General features: G+C 71.9%; 13 protein-coding genes. 7 read left to right on the top strand and 6 right to left on the bottom strand.

What is annotated here, in order from left to right; all coding sequences use genetic code 11:
- Positions 1-114: 114 nt before the first annotated feature.
- Positions 115-795 (top strand): hypothetical protein, encoded by a 681-nt coding sequence (locus ABZ497_RS17580; RefSeq protein ID WP_359806059.1) that lies wholly within the window; start codon positions 115-117, stop codon positions 793-795.
- On the opposite strand, the gene ABZ497_RS17575 is transcribed toward ABZ497_RS17580, so the two are convergent.
- Complete coding sequence (locus tag ABZ497_RS17575; RefSeq protein WP_359806056.1) at positions 766-1,449, bottom strand: hemolysin III family protein; 684 nt, start codon at positions 1,447-1,449, stop codon at positions 766-768. The genes ABZ497_RS17580 and ABZ497_RS17575 overlap by 30 nt on opposite strands.
- Before the next feature lie 276 nt (positions 1,450-1,725).
- On the opposite strand from ABZ497_RS17575, the gene ABZ497_RS17570 reads away from it, so the two are divergent.
- Complete coding sequence (locus tag ABZ497_RS17570) at positions 1,726-3,552, top strand: phosphoenolpyruvate carboxykinase (GTP) (RefSeq protein WP_329489393.1); 1,827 nt, start codon at positions 1,726-1,728, stop codon at positions 3,550-3,552.
- A 250-nt stretch (positions 3,553-3,802) separates the two neighbouring features.
- Here ABZ497_RS17570 and ABZ497_RS17565 read toward each other — a convergent pair whose 3' ends face one another.
- Together ABZ497_RS17565 and ABZ497_RS17560 are read right to left on the bottom strand one after the other, a co-directional pair.
- On the bottom strand, positions 3,803-5,017 hold the full coding sequence (locus ABZ497_RS17565; RefSeq protein WP_329489394.1) for a pyridoxal phosphate-dependent aminotransferase: 1,215 nt from the start codon (positions 5,015-5,017) through the stop codon (positions 3,803-3,805).
- Positions 5,018-5,117: 100 nt separating this feature from the next.
- The gene (locus ABZ497_RS17560; RefSeq protein ID WP_359806053.1) at positions 5,118-5,870 is read right to left on the bottom strand and encodes a hypothetical protein; all 753 of its coding nucleotides are present in this window, start codon (positions 5,868-5,870) and stop codon (positions 5,118-5,120) included.
- Between the two features lie 149 nt (positions 5,871-6,019).
- Between ABZ497_RS17560 and ABZ497_RS17555 the strand changes: the two genes are divergently transcribed.
- Positions 6,020-6,733 (top strand): prepilin peptidase, encoded by a 714-nt coding sequence (locus ABZ497_RS17555; protein ID WP_359806050.1) that lies wholly within the window; start codon positions 6,020-6,022, stop codon positions 6,731-6,733.
- A 101-nt stretch (positions 6,734-6,834) separates the two neighbouring features.
- Here the strand turns inward: ABZ497_RS17555 and ABZ497_RS17550 are convergent, their stop codons facing one another.
- Entirely contained in the window at positions 6,835-8,439 is a 1,605-nt protein-coding gene (locus ABZ497_RS17550) for a glycosyl hydrolase family 18 protein (RefSeq protein ID WP_359806048.1), read from the bottom strand.
- Between the two features lie 521 nt (positions 8,440-8,960).
- On the opposite strand from ABZ497_RS17550, the gene ABZ497_RS17545 reads away from it, so the two are divergent.
- The 4 genes from ABZ497_RS17545 (at position 8,961) to ABZ497_RS17530 (ending at position 14,503) form a co-directional block, all read left to right on the top strand.
- The gene (locus ABZ497_RS17545; RefSeq protein ID WP_329489398.1) at positions 8,961-9,755 is read left to right on the top strand and encodes an isoprenyl transferase; all 795 of its coding nucleotides are present in this window, start codon (positions 8,961-8,963) and stop codon (positions 9,753-9,755) included.
- A 225-nt stretch (positions 9,756-9,980) separates the two neighbouring features.
- On the top strand, positions 9,981-11,315 hold the full coding sequence (locus ABZ497_RS17540; RefSeq protein ID WP_329489399.1) for a PhoH family protein: 1,335 nt from the start codon (positions 9,981-9,983) through the stop codon (positions 11,313-11,315).
- A gap of 430 nt (positions 11,316-11,745) precedes the next feature.
- Positions 11,746-12,504, top strand: a complete 759-nt coding sequence (locus ABZ497_RS17535; RefSeq protein WP_329489400.1) for a transglycosylase SLT domain-containing protein — start codon at positions 11,746-11,748, stop codon at positions 12,502-12,504.
- Between the two features lie 526 nt (positions 12,505-13,030).
- Positions 13,031-14,503, top strand: a complete 1,473-nt coding sequence (locus tag ABZ497_RS17530; protein WP_359806046.1) for an AI-2E family transporter — start codon at positions 13,031-13,033, stop codon at positions 14,501-14,503.
- A gap of 82 nt (positions 14,504-14,585) precedes the next feature.
- Here ABZ497_RS17530 and ABZ497_RS17525 read toward each other — a convergent pair whose 3' ends face one another.
- The gene (locus ABZ497_RS17525; protein WP_329489402.1) at positions 14,586-15,128 is read right to left on the bottom strand and encodes an alkyl hydroperoxide reductase; all 543 of its coding nucleotides are present in this window, start codon (positions 15,126-15,128) and stop codon (positions 14,586-14,588) included.
- A gap of 5 nt (positions 15,129-15,133) precedes the next feature.
- On the bottom strand, positions 15,134-15,685 hold the full coding sequence (locus tag ABZ497_RS17520) for a peroxiredoxin (RefSeq protein WP_329489403.1): 552 nt from the start codon (positions 15,683-15,685) through the stop codon (positions 15,134-15,136).
- Positions 15,686-15,841: the final 156 nt, after the last annotated feature.

Here is a 15,841-nt window from a genome sequence, read left to right as displayed (position 1 = left end):
ACTGACGGTAGATAGGATGTGGCAATCGGTCAGTGCTGGCCGAAGCGTGCCGAGAGCGAGAAGGGGTGGGGCGGCAGGAGCCGACCACGTGCCCGGCGCAGGAAGGGGAGTCGAATGGCCGGCAGGGAGTCGAGCGCCCAGATCTGGGGTGCGGCGGTGGTGGTGGGGTCCGCGCTGGCCGTGGTCGCGGCCTACCTGATCAACGGTGCCGTCCTGGTGCTGGGGGTCGCCGGGGTCGAGGTGCTGCTGCTCATGGTGTACGTCGGCCGGCGCTGGCAGCAGCTGCACCAGCAGGCCGGGCCGCGTGAGCGCCGTCCGGCGCGCCGGCACCGCCCGGGGCGCGGCCGGCCGGACCCGGCGCACTGCGAGCGCTGCCGCCGGGCGCGTGAGGCGCTGGACGCGCGGCAGGCCGGCTCCCGTCCGTACGGGGTGCGTGAGCAGCTGATCCCCGAGTACCCCGGCCGCGAGTACCCGGTGCGCGGGTTCCCGGCGCCGGAACGTCGGGCCCCCGGGCTCGCGGGCCACGACCACTCGGCCGCCGAGCTTCCGGGTCACGACCGCGCGGCCCGCGAGCGCGCCGCACGGGAGCGTCCGGCGGGCGAGCGCCCGGCGTACGAGCGCCCGGCGTACGAGCGCCCGGGGCACGACGGCGCGGCGCACGAGCGCGGGGACCGCCGGCCGGGCCGGCCGGGTCCGGAGTGGACAGCGGAACGGGCGGCCGCCCGGTCACTGGACCGGCCGACCGCCCGTCGTGGGGCGCCGGGTTCAGCGGGTCGCGCTGTACGCCACCAGTGAGACCCCGACGTACTGCACGATGAAGGCTCCGAGGGTGAAGGCGTGGAACACCTCGTGGAAGCCGAACCAGCGCGGTGAGGGGTTGGGCCGCTTGAGCCCGTACACCACGCCGCCGACGCTGTAGAGCACCCCGCCGACGATCATCAGCACCAGCACCGCGACCCCGCCGGTGCGCAGGAAGTCCGGCAGGAAGAAGGCGGCGGCCCAGCCCAGCGCGATGTACACCGGCGTGTACAGCCAGCGCGGCGCGCCCACCCAGAACACCCGGAACGCTATCCCCGCCAGCGCACCGCCCCAGACCGCCCAGAGCAGCACCTGCTGCGCGGCGCCGTCCAGCAGCAGGATGGTGAACGGGGTGTAGGTGGCCGCGATGATCAAGAAGATGTTCGCGTGGTCGAGGCGGCGCAGCACGGCGTCGCCGCGCGGCCCCCAGGTGAAGCGGTGGTAGACCGCGCTGACCCCGAACAGCAGCCAGGCGCTGACCGAGTAGATCGCGCAGGCGATCTTGGCGGGCGTGGAGTCGGCCAGGCAGATCAGCACGATCCCGGCGGCCACCGTGGCGGGGAACATCCCGGCGTGCAGCCAGCCGCGCCAACTCGGCTTGATCTCCACGCGCTCCGTGCTCTCCAGGAGCTCAGCAGTCATGGGCAGCATGCTACCTGCTACCTACGGCTCCGTAGGTTACTGACGCGTAGGAAGTGGTCCTCATCACTACTTGGACGTTTTGGAGTGTTCGGGGGTCGGTCGGGTCGGGCTCGGGTCGGCCGAAGGAGCCGGATTACCAACAAGTAACCAGACTGAATGTAGTAAAAGATGAGTCAATTTCACCGTTGCGCCGTGTTCGGGGCTTGAGGCCGGAGCTACGCTGCAAGCACCCTCAAACCCCCGCTACGCCGTCTCCGTGCCGAGATGGCGTGAAACGGAGCGATCGTGTCGTACGAGAACCTCGCTCTCAGCGCATCCGCGCCCACCCGTCACAAGCGCCTGCTGGCCTGGGTGAGCGAGATCGCCGAGCTCACCCAGCCGGCCCGCATCGAGTGGTGTGACGGGTCCGAGGAGGAGTACCAGCGCCTCGCGGACCTGCTGGTCGCTCAGGGCACCTTCAGGAAGCTCGACGAGAAGAAGCGCCCCAACTCCTACTACGCCGCCTCGGACCCCACGGACGTGGCGCGCGTCGAGGACCGCACCTACATCTGCTCCGAGCAGGAGAAGGACGCCGGTCCGACCAACAACTGGAAGGCCCCCGCCGAGATGCGGGAGGTCTTCCAGGGCGAGAACGGTCTCTTCCGCGGCTCGATGAAGGGGCGCACGATGTACGTCGTGCCCTTCTCGATGGGCCCGGTCGGCTCCCCGCTGGCCGCGTACGGCGTCGAGATCACCGACTCCGCCTACGTCGCCGTGTCGATGCGCGTGATGACCCGCATGGGCCAGGCCGTGATCGACCAGCTGGGCGAGGACGGCGAGTTCGTCAAGGCCGTGCACACCGTCGGCGCGCCGCTCGCCGAGGGCGAGGCGGACGTCGCCTGGCCGTGCAACAGCACCAAGTACATCTCGCACTTCCCGGAGACCCGCGAGATCTGGTCCTTCGGCTCCGGCTACGGCGGCAACGCCCTGCTCGGCAAGAAGTGCTACGCGCTGCGGATCGCCTCCACGATGGCGCGTGACGAGGGCTGGCTGGCCGAGCACATGCTCGTCCTCAAGCTCACCCCGCCGACCGGCGAGGCCACGTACGTCGCGGCGGCCTTCCCCTCCGCCTGCGGCAAGACCAACCTCGCCATGCTCCAGCCCACCATCCCGGGCTGGAAGGTCGAGACGATCGGCGACGACATCGCCTGGATGCGCTTCGGCGCCGACGGCCGGCTCTACGCCATCAACCCCGAGGCCGGCTTCTTCGGCGTCGCGCCCGGCACCGGCGTCGACACCAACGCCAACGCCATCGAGACCCTCTGGGGCAACACCGTCTACACCAACGTCGCGCTGACCGACGACGGCGACGTCTGGTGGGAGGGCCTGACCGAGGAGCCCCCGGCGCACCTCACCGACTGGCGCGGCAACGACTGGACGCCGGAGTCCGGCACCCCGGCCGCCCACCCCAACGCCCGGTTCGCCGTCCCGGCCGCGCAGTGCCCGACCATCGCCCCCGAGTGGGAGGACCCGGCGGGCGTGCCGATCTCGGCGATCCTGTTCGGCGGCCGCCGCGCCACCGCCGTCCCGCTGGTGACGGAGTCCTTCGACTGGCAGCACGGCGTCTTCCTGGGCGCGAACATCGCCTCCGAGAAGACCGCCGCCGCCGAGGGCACCGTCGGCGAGCTGCGCCGCGACCCGTTCGCGATGCTGCCGTTCTGCGGCTACAACATGGGCGACTACTTCGCCCACTGGCTGAAGGTCGGCGCCCAGGCGGACGCCGCCAAGCTGCCGAAGATCTACTACGTGAACTGGTTCCGCAAGAACAGCGAGGGCTCGTTCGTCTGGCCCGGCTACGGCGAGAACAGCCGCGTGCTGAAGTGGATCGTCGAGCGCCTGCAGGGCACCGGCGAGGGCGTCGAGACCCCGATCGGCGTGCTGCCGACCGTCGAGGGCTTCGACCTGGACGGCCTGGACCTCTCCGAGGCCGACCGGGAGCTGCTGTTCACCGTGGACGCCGACATCTGGCGTCAGGAGGCCGCGCTCGTCCCGGCCCACCTGGAGCTCTTCGGCTCCCACACGCCCACCGAGCTGTGGGACGAGTACCGAGACCTGGTCGCCCGCCTCGGCTGAGCCTGAGCCTCAGCCCGGCGAGTAGTGGTGGGTGCGTGGCACGAATCGCGCACCCACCGAGCGACAGGACGGCCGGAGTCCCGCGGACGATCTTTCCCCGACCAAGGAGATCGTCCGGACCGGGACTCCGGCCGTAGCTTTTCCGGACCGGACCGGACCGGACCGGACCGGACCGGACCGCGACGGCCAGACGGACCGCGACGGCCAGCCGGACCGGACCTGACCGCGACGGCCTGACCGTCCGGGCCCGCTACGGCTGGGTGTAGCCGCCGAGGAAGTCGCCGATCCGGGTGACGGCGTCGGTGATCTCCTCCGCCCGGGGCAGCGTGACCAGGCGGAAGTGGTCCGGCTCGGGCCAGTTGAAGCCGGTCCCCTGGACCAGCAGGATGCGTTCGGCGCGCAGCAGGTCCAGCACCATCTGGGCGTCGTCCTTGATCTTGTAGACCTTCGGGTCCAGCCGGGGGAACGCGTAGAGCGCGCCCTTCGGCTTGACGCAGCTGACCCCCGGGATCTCGTTGAGCAGCCGGTACGCGGCGTCCCGGGACTCCAGCAGCCGGCCGCCGGGCAGCACCAGGTCCTTGATCGACTGTCGGCCGCCGAGCGCCGCGGCCACCGCGTGCTGGGCCGGCATGTTGGCGCACAGGCGCATCGAGGCGAGCACGGTCAGGCCCTCGATGTAGCTGCGGGCGCGTTGCCGGTCGCCGGAGAGCACCATCCAGCCGGAGCGGAAGCCCGCCACCCGGTACGCCTTGGAGAGCCCGTTGAAGGTGACGCAGAACAGGTCGGGGGCCAGCGTGGCCAGCGGGACGTGCTCGGCGTCGTCGTAGAGGATCTTGTCGTAGATCTCGTCCGCGTAGACCACCAGCTTGTGCCGGCGGGCGATCTCGACCAGGCCCTCCAGGACCTCGCGCGGGTAGACCGCGCCGGTCGGGTTGTTCGGGTTGATCACCACGATCGCCCTGGTCCGGTCGGTGACCTTGGCCTCGATGTCGGCGAGGTCCGGGTACCACTCGGACTGCTCGTCGCAGCGGTAGTGCACGGCGGTGCCGCCGGCCAGCGAGACGGAGGCCGTCCAGAGCGGGTAGTCCGGCGCCGGGACGAGCACCTCGTCGCCGTCGTCGAGCAGGGCGGTCATCGCCAGCTGGATCAGCTCGGAGACGCCGTTGCCGAGGAAGACGTCCTCGACGGTGAGGCCGTGCAGCCCGCGCTCCTCGTAGTGCATCACCACGGCCCGGCGGGCGGCGAGCAGGCCCTTGGAGTCGCCGTACCCGTGCGCGGAGGAGAGGTTGCGCAGGATGTCCTGGAGGATCTCCGGGGGCGCGTCGAAGCCGAACACGGCGGGGTTGCCGGTGTTGAGCTTCAGGATGCGGTGGCCCTGCTCCTCCAGCCGCATCGCCTCGTCGAGCACCGGGCCGCGGATGTCGTAGCAGACGTTGGCGAGCTTGCTGGACTGGATGACCTGCATGCCTGCCTACTTTAGGGGTATCCCGGGCCGGTCCGGCGCGTGTGCGGGGACACGCGCCGGACCGCCCTCAAGGGCCCCCTTCGAACGGCAGGCGGAGCTGTCAGCCGGCCTTCCAGATCAGGGGCTCGGTGTCCAGAACGCTGCCGAAGACGAGGAACTTCGGCGGGGTGTTGGTCGGAACGAGATAGACCGCACACTGCTGCTGGGTCTGGCCGTCCGCCAGGGTGCCGGGCTTCTTGCCGGAGTCGCACTGCGGGATCGACTTCAGGACGGTCGGCGCGGGCAGCACCCCGCCGGTGGCGGCGGTGTCCGACTTCACCTTGAACCGCATCATGAAGTACTCGTCGGTGAGCGGGCCACCGGTGCGGTTGGTGAACGAGACGGTCACGTAGTACGGCGTCTTGCCGTCGAGCTCGGCCGGCTTGAAGTTGTACGGCGCGACCTCGGCCGCGGTGCCCTTGACCACCGAGACCGGGGTGACGTCGGCCTTGGTCTTGCCCAGGTAGCTGCCGGTGGCGGTGGTCGCCAGCGGGTTGTCGTAGCCGATCTTCCCGCTGCCGGCGCCGCCGCCGGCGCCGCCGATCGGGTTCCCGCTGGTGGCGGCGGACGGGACGGCGTTCGGCGTGTTGCCGCCGGCGCCCGCCGTGCCGGCCGTACCGCCGGTGCCGGCGGAGCCGCCGGTGGCCGACGGGGCCCCGGTGGCGCCCGGCGCGGTGGTGGCGGCGGCGCTCGCGCCCGCGGCGCCCGCCGCGCCCGCGGCCGGGTCCTCGTTCTCCGGCCCGCAGGCGGTCAGCAGCAGCGCCAGCGCGGCGAGCGGGACGGCGGCGCGCAGCGCCTTCTGAGTGTTGGTCACAGTGGTTCCCCGTGGATGATGTGGTCGGTGCGGCGCCGGGATGCGGATGTGGCGCCGCGAGGTCGGACGCCGGCGAGTGCCGGGCGGTTCCCGGGGAACCGTACCGGTGCCCGGGGACAGTGACCGACGGTGGACGAGAGGGGGGCGCCGTGATCGCGGCCGTGCTCGGGGCGGTGCTGGGCGGCCTGCTGGTGGCGCCCGCGCTGCGGGGTCTGGTGGTGCGTTACGCCGTGCCGGAGGGCGGGCCGTGGCGCACCCGGTGCCCGGCGTGCGAGCGGCGGTTGCGCGGTCTGCCGCCCGGCGGGCGCTGCCCGGGCTGTCGGGAGCGGCTGGGGCCGGGGGCCTGGCAGGTGGAGGCGGTGACCGTCGCGGTGGCGGCGGCCGCGGTGGCGGCGGCGCACCCGGCCGACGCGGTGCTGCTGCTCTGGGCGGCCGGCCCGGGCGTGGTGCTCGGCTTCACCGACGCCCGGGTGCGGCGGCTGCCGTACCCGCTGAGCTGGGCGCTGGCGGCCGGCCTGGCCGCGCTGCTGGTGGTGGTGGAGCTGGCGGCCGGCAGTCCGGGTGTGCTGCTGCGCTGTCTGCTGGTGGCGCTCGCCGCCGCCGCGCTGTTCGAACTGCCCGGCTGGATCGGTCTGATGGGCCCGGGGGACACCGTGCTGGCGCTCGGCCTGGGCGCGCTGCTCGGCCGGTACGGCTGGTCGGCCGCGTTCACCGGGCTCTTCGCGGCCTCGGTGCTGGCCGGGCTCTGGGCGGTGGTCCGGGCGGTGGCGGCCCTGGCGCGGCGGCGGCCGGTGCGCGGGCTGGAGCTGCCGATGGGCCCGTTCCTGCTGCTCGGCACCCTGGCGGCGGTCCTGCTGCAGTAGGAGGAGGGGGGACGAGCGGGGCCCGCCGTACCGGTCCGGTACGACGGGCCCCGCCGTCGGCGCGCGAGCCCCACCCTCAAGGAGCGGCGCGCCGGGGGGAGTTACGGCATCTGGTGGACGAACGGGCCGACCGCGTTGGAGAAGGCGTTCCCGTTGTTGGCGTCCCAGTTGGTGGACCAGGTCATCGCGCCGCGGATGGTGGGCCACTTGGCCGGCGGGACGAAGCTGCCGCAGTTCTTGCCGGTGGCCAGGCAGTCCAGCGCGTTGTTCACCACGGTCGGCGAGACGTAGCCGCCGCCGGCCGCCTTGCTGGAGGCCGGGACGCCGATGCCGACCTGGTCGGGCCGCAGGCCGCCCTGGATCTGGGTGCAGACCTGCGCGGTGATGAAGTCGATGGTGCCCTGGTTGTAGACCTTGCCGTCGCAGCCGTTCATGCCGCCCGAGTTGTAGAACTGGGTGTTGACGACGGTCAGGATGTCCTTGGTGTTCAGCGCCAGCTGGAAGTAGGCACCGGCGGTGCTGTACATCCCGATGGTCTCCGGGGCCATCGTCAGGATGAAGTTCGAGCCGACCTTGGCCTGCAGGCTGTGCAGCGCGTTCCCGAGGTAGGTCGGGTTGACGCCGTTCTCCAGGTCGACGTCGATGCCGTCGAAGCCGTAGTCCTTGATGATCGCGTAGGCGCTGTCGGTGAACGCGGCCGCCGCGGCGGCGTCACCCACGCTGATCGCGCCGTTCTGGCCGCCGATCGAGAGGACGACCTTCTTGCCGGCCGCCTGCTTGGCCTTCAGGTCGGCGCGGAACTGCGCGTCGGTGTAGCCGCCGAGGGCCTTGGCGAGCCCCGGGTCGAGGGTGAAGCTGATCGCCCCGCCCCTGGTCGGCACGGCGTCGGCGAAGGAGACCGCGATGATGTCGTAGGCGCTCTGGACGTCGCTCAGCTTCTGGACGGTCGCGCCGTTGTCGAAGTTGTGCCAGTAGCCGGTGACCACGTGCTTCGGCAGGCCGGTGACCGGCGGGGCGGTGGTGGTCGCGGTCGCCGTGGGCGTCGGCGTGGCGGTCGGGGTGGCGGTCGCCGTCGGGGTGGCGGTCGCGGTCGGCGTCGCGGTGGCCGTGGGCGACGCGGTGGCGGTCGGCGTGGCGGTGGGCGTCGCGGTCGGGCTCGGCGTGGAGGTGCCGCCGGGGCCGCTCAGCGTGATGTCGTCCGCGAGGTAGGCGCTCTGGCCGTACCAGCCGTGCACGAACAGCGTGACGTTCTTGACGTTCGCGCCGGTGGTGAAGGTGGAGGAGAGCTGGTTCCAGCTGTTCTGGTTGGACCAGCTGCTCGGGTCGGTGCCGCCGGTGCCGCGCGCGCCGAGGTAGACGTACGGGCCCTGGACCCAGGCGCTCAGGGTGTAGCTGGTGTTGGGCAGCACGCTGATGGTCTGGGTGCACTCGGCGGTGTCCGCGGCGCCCGGCGTGGCCTGCAGCGCGCCGGTGCCGGAGTGGACCGGAGCGGAGACGGTGCCCGCGGCGCCGGTACAGACCCAGCCGGCGGTCGAACCGGAGTCGAAGCCGCCGTTGGAGACCAGGTTGCCGGCGGCCGCGCTGGCGCCGCCGGCGAAGAGGGCGAGGCCGCTGCCGGCGAGGGCGAGGGCGGTGGCACCGGCGGCGAGGGCCGGAAGGGTGCTGCGCCGGCGCTTGTGCGCGGGCTGGTTCAGCGTACGGGCCATGGAGGTGCGCTCCTGGGGGAGGAGCGGCCGCCGCGGTGGGGGGCGCGGCGGCCGCGTGTGGGGGAGGGCTCCCGCCGGGCCGACGAGCGTGCCCGGGCCGAGGACGACGGACGGTCGGCGGTGTGGGAGCACCGGAGCGAGGAGCGTCGTGTTCGGTTCGGGAACGCCCGGGGGCGAGGAGGGAATTGCGTCCGCAGTACTGCCTCGGATGGGGCGGCGGTGGTGCGTGTTCCGCCCTGGGTCACAAGCTGGACTAGACCATTGGTGGTCGTCAAGCATTGAACCGTCGGCTTACGGATTCTTTAAGGAACCGGATACCGTTCCGTATCCGGAGCCCCGGGAGCCCCGGGCGTTCGCGCGGGTGTGTTCCGGCCACTCCCGCCACGCGGCCCCCGACGCGCTCCGCACAGGACTGTGACCGGACTGCTACCTGCGGCTTTACCCACTGCCTCCGGGCCGGAGTAGGCTGCGCCGGGGGTTGTGACGTCCCCCGGTGAATGAGTACGGAGGGGCCGAAAACCATGGGTCTGCGCGATGTCGTCGAACGCACGCCGGGTCTGCGCACCCTGCTGGACGGTATGTACGGCCTCTACGGTCGCCGGGTCGAGGTGCACCTCGCCCGGACCCCCCATCACATCGGCGTGATCCTCGACGGCAACCGCCGCTGGGCCAAGGCGACCGGCGGCTCCACCGCCTACGGCCACCAGCGCGGCGCCGACAAGATCAGCGAGTTCCTCGGCTGGTGCGACGAGACCCACGTCAAGGTCGTCACGCTCTGGATGCTCTCCACCGACAACCTCTCCCGGCCGGCCGACGAGCTCGTCCCGCTGCTCGGGATCATCGAGGACGCCGTCACCGGCCTGGCCGCCGCCCGCCGCTGGCGGGTCAACCCGGTCGGCGCGCTGGACCTGCTCCCGCAGCACACCGCGGACGTGCTCAAGCGGGCCGCCGACGAGACCGCCGGGATCGACGGGATCACCGTGAACGTCGCCGTCGGGTACGGCGGCCGGCACGAGATCGCCGACGCCGTCCGCTCGCTGCTCCAGGAGCACGCCGGGCGCGGCACCTCGATCGAGGAACTGGCCGAAATCCTCGACGTCGAGCACATCGCCGAGCACCTCTACACCAAGGGCCAGCCCGACCCGGACCTGGTCATCCGCACCTCGGGCGAGCAGCGGCTGTCCGGCTTCCTGCTCTGGCAGAGCGCGCACAGCGAGTTCTACTTCTGCGAGGCCTACTGGCCCGCCTTCCGGAAGGTCGACTTCCTCCGGGCACTGCGCGCGTACGAGGAGCGCCACCGGCGGATGGGGCTCTGACGCCCACCGGCCCCCACCCGCCCCCGCCGACCCCCCAGTAGGGCTGGAGTACCCGGCGGCGGCGCGAGGCCAAACGTTCACCGGCAATGATCCGTCAGTTCGCCGAGTGCGTGAATGCACCGCCCCTCGCCTGGGAATACTCCGAGCAGACCGGCCCCGAGGCCACCGGGGCAGCGGGGGCCGGCTTGCCGCGGATGACGCAGGGTCATCCGCTCTGGAGGCCTAGTGGTCAGTTCCAAGAGCCGCCGGACACCAGACCGGCGGACCTACGTTCTCGACACCAGCGTGCTTCTGGCGGACCCGCTCGCCATGACCCGCTTCGAGGAGCACGAGGTCGTCCTGCCGGTGGTCGTGGTCACCGAGCTGGAAGCCAAGCGGCACCACCCGGAGCTGGGCTACTTCGCCCGCCAGGCGCTGCGGCTGCTCGACGACTACCGCATCCGTTTCGGCCGGCTCGACGAGCCGATCCCGGTCGGGGAGCTCGGCGGCACCATCCGGGTCGAGCTGAACCACTCCGACCTGTCGATACTGCCGGTCGGCTACCGGTCCGCGGGCGGCGAGGCGGACAGCCGGATCCTTGCGGTGGCCCGCAACCTGCAGGCCGAGGGGTACGACGTCACCGTCGTCTCCAAGGACCTGCCGCTGCGGATCAAGGCCAGTTCGGTCGGCCTGCTCGCCGAGGAGTACCGGGCCGAGTTGGCGATCACCTCCGGGTGGACCGGCATGGCCGAGCTGCACGTCCCCGCCGACCAGGTGGACGCGCTGTTCGCGGCCGGCCACGACGCGGCGGTGGACGTCGAGGGCGCGGCCGAGCTGCCCGTCCACACCGGACTGGTGCTCGGCTCCGAGCGCGGCCGGGCGCTGGGCCGGGTCACCGGCGACGGCCGGGTGCGGCTGGTGCGCGGCGAGCGCGAGGCCTTCGGGCTGCGCGGGCGCAGTGCCGAGCAGCGGGTGGCGCTGGACCTGCTGCTCGATCCGGAGGTGGGCATCGTCTCGATGGGCGGGCGGGCCGGTACCGGCAAGTCGGCGCTGGCGCTGTGCGCGGGGCTGGAGGCGGTGCTGGAGCGGGGGCAGCACCGCAAGGTGATGGTGTTCCGGCCGCTGTACGCGGTCGGCGGCCAGGAGCTCGGCTACCTGCCCGGGTCCGAGACGGAGAAGATGAGCCCCTGGGCGCAGGCGGTCTTCGACACCCTCTCGGCCGTGACCACCCCGGACGTCATCGAGGAGGTGATCTCCCGGGGCATGCTGGAGGTCCTGCCGCTGACCCACATCCGGGGGCGTTCGCTGCACGACGCCTTCGTGATCGTGGACGAGGCGCAGTCGCTGGAGCGGAACGTCCTGCTGACGGTGCTCTCCCGGATCGGCCAGGGCTCCCGGGTGGTGCTGACCCACGACGTGGCCCAGCGCGACAACCTGCGGGTCGGCCGCTACGACGGCGTCGTCGCGGTGGTCGAGAAGCTGAAGGGCCATCCGTTGTTCGCCCACATCACCCTCACCCGCTCCGAGCGCTCCCCGATCGCGGCGCTGGTCACGGAGATGCTGGAGGACATCAACCCGTGATTCGCCCGCACTAGGGCATAGTCGGACAATACGGTCAACTCCGGCTGTGGGGGCCGCTCCTGACGGGAGCGGCCCCCGTCCCTTTCATCACATCGAGTGCTTTCTGTCCGGAGAACTCCAGTGCGGTGAATGTGAGATGCGCCACGCAACAGGGAATTGCGTCGACAGTGCCCGGTGCGGCATGGTGAGGGTTCTGTCAGGCCCCGCGTACGGCATGACAGGGCCCCCGGGAGACCGTGGGCCCGGTCCGGACGGTCCGCCAACTCCGGTAGGTGGACGCACAATTGAACACCGATGAGCCGTACGCCGCCCGATCGCAACGCCCGGTCGCCCACCGCTTCCGGACGCCGGGTCAGTACCTCCCGTGACCAGCACCGTACGGAGGGCAGCGCAAAGGGGCATCTTGCGCCCGTACGGTCACGCGTGGGCGATGCTGGAAGGAAACCATGTGACTCGGATCTCGGTCCGGGGAGTCGCTGTGGCCTCCGCCACCGCCGTCACCGCAGTCGGTGCCGTCGTGGGTATGGCCTCGGGCAGCGAGGGCAAGACGACGCAGACGGTCGATGTCGCCGGCGCGACCCTGCTTGCCGAAGTCCCCTCTGGCGCCCAGGCGCAGACCATCAGTGACAACATCGGCACGCAGGCCTCCGCCCAGCAGGCCGCCGCCGATGCGGCCGCGAAGGCCGCCGCGGAGCAGAAGGCCGCCGAGGAGGCAGCGCGCCAGCAGGCCGCCGCCGACGCGCAGGCCAAGGCTGACGCGCAGGCCAAGGCCGACGCGGAGAAGGCCGCCAAGGCGGCCGAGGAGAAGCGGAAGGCCGACGAGGCCGCCGCCAACCGCTCCAAGGCGCGCTCGGCGATGGCTGCCACCGACACGTCGGCCCCCCCGGTTTCGGTCAGCCCCGGTTCGGTCCAGGAGATCGCCCAGCAGATCGTCGGCAGCGACGCTCAGTTCCAGTGCTTCAGCCAGATCGTGAAGCGCGAGAGCGGCTGGGACTACACCGCGACCAACAAGAGCTCCGGTGCGTACGGCCTGGTCCAGGCGCTGCCCGGCACCAAGATGGCCTCGGCCGGTGCCGACTGGCGCACCAACCCGGCCACCCAGATCAAGTGGGGCCTCAGCTACATGAACAGCCGCTACGGCAGCCCCTGTGGCGCCTGGTCGTTCTGGCAGTCGCACCACTGGTACTAGGAACTACCGGTACCCGCGGCACGCCGTACCACCTCGGCCCCCGACCGCTCTCCTGCGGTCGGGGGCCGAGGTGTGTGGTGGGCCGCCCCGCCGCCATGGCCGTGCGCCGGGCGGGGCTGCCGTGCTGGACGGGCCGCGCCGCCCGGGCCGCGCTGACCAGTGCGCTCGCGGGCGGAGCGGGCCCGGGTGCGGACGCGGGGCGCGGGGAGGGGTCCTGGTTGCTCCCCGCACCGGCCGGTCCGCCGACAGATGGCTCCTGTACTCGTTCGGAGTCCTCCCCGTTGCCCGGTGCCTGAAACCACCCGGTCACCACCGGTTTGTCCGGATACGGACCGGCCGCCCGACCGGCCCGCGGGCGGCCGCGCGGTCGCCCGGCGCCCGTCGGTCTCCGCCGGCCGACCGGTCAACCGCCCCGCCCGGCGGACTCGTGCCGGGCCGGGCGGGTAGTTTCATCCCTGACGGCCGTGGCGCGACCCACGGCGTACCGCCGGCACGGCGGCCCAACGGGGGAGCGGTGGTAGCGAGGATGGCGCGGGGCGGGAAGGCCTTCAAGGCCGTGGCCAAGGGCATGGCCGTGGTGGCGAGCGCGGCCGCCGTGATCGAGCGGCGCCGGCGGGCCGCGATCGCGGCCGAGTACCACGAACCCCCGGACCCGCTGCCGGTACCGGAGCAGGTGCCGGCTTCGGCGCCCGCCGCCGTGGCCGCGGCACCGGCCCCGCTGCCGGCGCCGCGCGGGGAGCACGCCGAGGCGGGCCGGGGCCAGGCCCCGGCCGTGCCGGCGCCCACCCACGGCGCCTTCGGGCGCGAACTCCACCCCGGCCGGCCCGCCACGCCGGCCGAGGCGGTGCCCTGGGGCCTGCGGGTGGCGGCCGAGTCGACCTGGCGGCTGCTGCTGCTCGGCGCCGCGCTCTACGTCGTCTTCATGGTCGTCGACATGCTGCGGCTGGTGGCCTTCGCGGTGCTGGCCTCGCTGCTGATCTCCGCGCTGCTGGAGCCCACCGTCTCCTGGCTGCGCCGGCACGGCGTACCGCGGTCGCTGGCGGCCGGTGGGGTGTTCATGAGCGGTCTGGCCGGGATCGGCCTGGTCGGCTGGTTCGTGGTCTGGCAGGTGACCACCAACCTGTCGACCGTGACCACCAAGGTCCAGGACGGTGTGGCCACCCTCCGGGACTGGCTGATCACCGGGCCGCTGCACCTGACCCAGCAGCAGATCACCGACTTCGCGAACCAGATCACCAAGGCGATCAGCACCAACACCGAGCAGCTCACCTCGGTCGGCCTCACCGGTGCGCAGATCGCCGTCGAGGTGCTGACCGCCGTCCTGCTCGCCTTCTTCACCACCTTCTTCTTCCTCTACGACGGCGAGCGGATCTGGAACTGGGCGCTGCGCGGCCTGCCCCGGCACTCCCGCTACGCGATGGCCGGGGCCGGTCCGAAGGCCTGGGCCACGCTCACCGCGTACGTGCGCGGGACGGTCTGCGTGGCCTTCATCGACGCGGTCTGCATCGGCGTAGGCATCCAGATGCTCGGGGTGCCGATGGCGCTGCCGCTGGCGGTGATCATCTTCCTGGGGGCCTTCGTCCCGCTGGTCGGGGCGCTCGTCACCGGCACCGTCGCCGTGCTGATCGCGCTGGTCACCGAGGGTCCGTTCACCGCGCTGATGGTGCTGGTGGTGCTGGTCGCCGTCCAGCAGATCGAGGGGCACGTGCTGCAGCCGCTGATCCTCGGCCGGGCCGTCCGGGTGCATCCGCTGGGCGTGGTGCTCGGGGTGGCCGCCGGCTCGATCATCGGCGGCATCGGCGGCGCCATCGTCGCGGTGCCGCTGATCGCGGTCACCAACACGGTGGTCGCCCACCTGCGCCGCCGCAACGAGGCCGGGCAGGCCGTCTTCACCGCGATGGAGGCCGCCCGTGAGGCGGCCGTCGCCCGGACGGCGGCCGCCACGTCCGCGGGTGCCGCGGCGCCCGGTGGGACGGGTGCGCCGGTGAGCGCCGAGTAGGTCCGGCCGGGCCCCGGCCCACCCGAACGCGCGAGGGCCCGCCGGACGGAAGTCCGGCGGGCCCTCGCGGTGTGGCGTGGGATCAGGCGTCGACGCCGGCCAGGGCGGCCTCGGAGTCGAGGACGCCGGCCACGGCCTGCAGCACGGCGGCGATCTTCACGGAGGCCTGGATGACCTCGCGCGCGACACCGGCCTTGCTCAGCACGCCCTCGTGGGAGTCGAGGCACTGGCCGCAGCCGTTGATGGCCGAGACCGCGAAGCACCAGAGCTCGAAGTCGATCTTCTCGACGCCCGGAGTGCCGATGATGTTCATCCGCAGGCCGGCCCGCATGCCGCTGTACTCCTTGTCGGAGAGCAGGTGCGTGGTCCGGTAGTAGACGTTGTTCATCCCCATGATCGCGGCCGCGCCCTTGGCGGCGTTGTACGCCTCCGGGGAGAGGTTGGCCTTGGCCTCGGGCTCCAGCGCACGCAGCACGGCGGGGCTGCGGGTGGCCATCGCGCAGGAGAGCACGGTGCCCCAGAGCTGCTGGGCGGGGAGGTCGGAGTTGCCGATGACCGCGCTCAGGTTGAGCTTGAGGTCCTTGGCGTAGTCCGGGAGGGCGGACTTCAGGTCGTCGAGAGCCATGTCGGTCAGCCCGCCAGCAGGGCCTGGGCGTCGAGGGTGTCCTCGCCCTTGGTCCAGTTGCACGGGCACAGCTCGTCGGTCTGCAGGGCGTCCAGCACCCGCAGGACCTCCTTGGGGTTACGGCCGACGGAGCCGGCGGTCACCATGACGAACTGGATCTCGTTGTTCGGGTCGACGATGAAGACCGCGCGCTGGGCGGTGCCGTCAGCGCCCTCGACGCCACAGGCGCGCATCAGCTCGTGCTTGACGTCGGCCAGCATCGGGAAGGGCAGGTCGCGCAGGTCCTTGTGGTCCTTGCGCCAGGCGTGATGCACGAACTCGGAGTCGCCGGAGACGCCGAGGATCTGGGCGTCGCGGTCCGCGAACTCCTCGTTCAGCTTGCCGAACGCGGCGATCTCGGTCGGGCAGACGAACGTGAAGTCCATCGGCCAGAAGAAAACGATCTTCCACTTGCCCTCGTAGGACTTGTGGTTGATCTCGGCGAAGGCGTTCGCGGCGTCCAGGTCGACGCAGGCGTTGAGTTCGAACTCGGGGAACTTGTCACCGATCGTGAGCACGTTCGCTTCTCCTGAAGTGATGAGGGGAGTTTGTCCGGATTGCGGAACGGCTTCCACGATTCCACATCGTGGACTGATCGGGGAAATAGCTACACTCGATGTGTCTGATCGGAGAGAGTTATCAATACCCCCACGCCCCCCTCCCGCCCCAGGCCC

The sequence above is a fragment of the Kitasatospora sp. NPDC005751 genome (genome assembly GCF_040630835.1).
Classification (GTDB): domain Bacteria; phylum Actinomycetota; class Actinomycetes; order Streptomycetales; family Streptomycetaceae; genus Kitasatospora.
Note: the sequence above shows the minus strand (reverse complement) of the source record. Positions and strands in the feature narration are given on the sequence as shown.

What these genes read in the sequence shown, in the direction of transcription:
- ABZ497_RS17550 (WP_359806048.1), bottom strand. Translation starts at nt 8,439, where the DNA reads ATGGCCCGTACGCTGAACCAGCCCGCGCACAAGCGCCGGCGCAGCACC.
- ABZ497_RS17580 (WP_359806059.1), top strand. Translation starts at nt 115, where the DNA reads ATGGCCGGCAGGGAGTCGAGCGCCCAGATCTGGGGTGCGGCGGTGGTG.
- ABZ497_RS17530 (WP_359806046.1), top strand. Translation starts at nt 13,031, where the DNA reads ATGGCGCGGGGCGGGAAGGCCTTCAAGGCCGTGGCCAAGGGCATGGCC.
- ABZ497_RS17545 (WP_329489398.1), top strand. Translation starts at nt 8,961, where the DNA reads ATGGGTCTGCGCGATGTCGTCGAACGCACGCCGGGTCTGCGCACCCTG.
- ABZ497_RS17535 (WP_329489400.1), top strand. Translation starts at nt 11,746, where the DNA reads ATGCTGGAAGGAAACCATGTGACTCGGATCTCGGTCCGGGGAGTCGCT.
- ABZ497_RS17525 (WP_329489402.1), bottom strand. Translation starts at nt 15,128, where the DNA reads ATGGCTCTCGACGACCTGAAGTCCGCCCTCCCGGACTACGCCAAGGAC.
- ABZ497_RS17575 (WP_359806056.1), bottom strand. Translation starts at nt 1,449, where the DNA reads ATGCTGCCCATGACTGCTGAGCTCCTGGAGAGCACGGAGCGCGTGGAG.
- ABZ497_RS17565 (WP_329489394.1), bottom strand. Translation starts at nt 5,017, where the DNA reads ATGCAGGTCATCCAGTCCAGCAAGCTCGCCAACGTCTGCTACGACATC.